Annotated in this window: 1 protein-coding gene; it reads left to right on the top strand. The window is 57.1% G+C overall.

Annotated elements, in window-relative coordinates:
* The first annotated feature begins 99 nt into the window (after positions 1–99).
* Positions 100–1,043 (top strand): IS630 family transposase gene (locus tag NAC44_RS21130; protein ID WP_250943634.1). Its coding sequence is split into 2 segments (ribosomal slippage): positions 100–436 and positions 436–1,043, totalling 945 coding nucleotides; the frame shifts between segments, so codons are not numbered across the junction.
* The last annotated feature ends 15 nt before the right edge of the window (positions 1,044–1,058 follow it).

The following is a 1,058-nucleotide window of genomic DNA, read 5'->3' on the forward strand; positions in this document are numbered from 1 at the left end:
CTAGAGCACGTCCAATGAACGCGGAATCGTTTTTGGGGATTCCTTTACCTCGGGAATTCTGATTCCCTTGCTCCGACTGGTGATTTGGTCGGAGGGAATATGACACGAGCTTTCAGCGACGATCTTCGCAGCCGCGTCTTGGCTGCTTCGCGTGATGGCATGTCGGCGCGTTCGGCGGCGGCTCGATTTGGGATTGGTATTTCGACAGCCATTGCCTGGATTGCCAGTGCGCGGCAGGGACAGATGACGCCAGCCAAACAGGGACGACGCGGCGGCTCGCGCCTTGATGCCCACGAAGATTATATCTTTGGCATGATTGAAGAGGCAAAGGACGTCACGCTCAATGAGATGGTCCTGCGACTGGCTGAAGAGAGGGCTGTTTCCATTGGCCGCAGCGGTCTTGATGTCTGGCTGCGAAAGCGCGGTTGGACATTCAAAAAAAGACCGCACATGCATTGGAGCAGGAACGCCCCGATCTTCTGAAGCGTCGTCAGGACTGGTTCGACAGTCAGCTCGATCTCGATCCGGCACGTCTTGTGTTCATCGATGAAACTGGGCTGAGCACGAAAATGTCCCGGCTTCGTGGACGGGCTCTTTGTGGAGAGCGGTGTCGTTCCCCGATCCCGCACGGACACTGGAAAACGACGACATTCACCGGAGCACTCAGGCTTTCCGGCATGACCGCACCCATGGTCCTCGACGGCCCGATGAACGGAATCGCGTTCCTGGCCTATGTTGAGCAGGTTCTCATTCCAACCTTGGCACCGGGCGACATCGTCGTCATGGACAACCTGCCTGCGCATAAAGCCGAAGGCGTCCGCCGTGCCATCGAAGCGGCGGGATGCCGACTGCTTTACCTCCCGCCATATAGCCCAGACTTCAATCCTATCGAAAAGGCGTTCTCCAAACTGAAGGCGGTCTTGCGAGCAAGAGCCGAGCGGACAGTCGATGCGCTTTGGGATGCAGTCGGCCAAGTCGTCACCATGTTCGATCCCCAAGAATGCGCCAACTACTTCATTTCTTGCGGCTATGACCCCGAGTAAAGTGGACGTGCTCTA

The organism is Allorhizobium sonneratiae (assembly GCF_023700755.1).
GTDB lineage: Bacteria > Pseudomonadota > Alphaproteobacteria > Rhizobiales > Rhizobiaceae > Allorhizobium > Allorhizobium sonneratiae.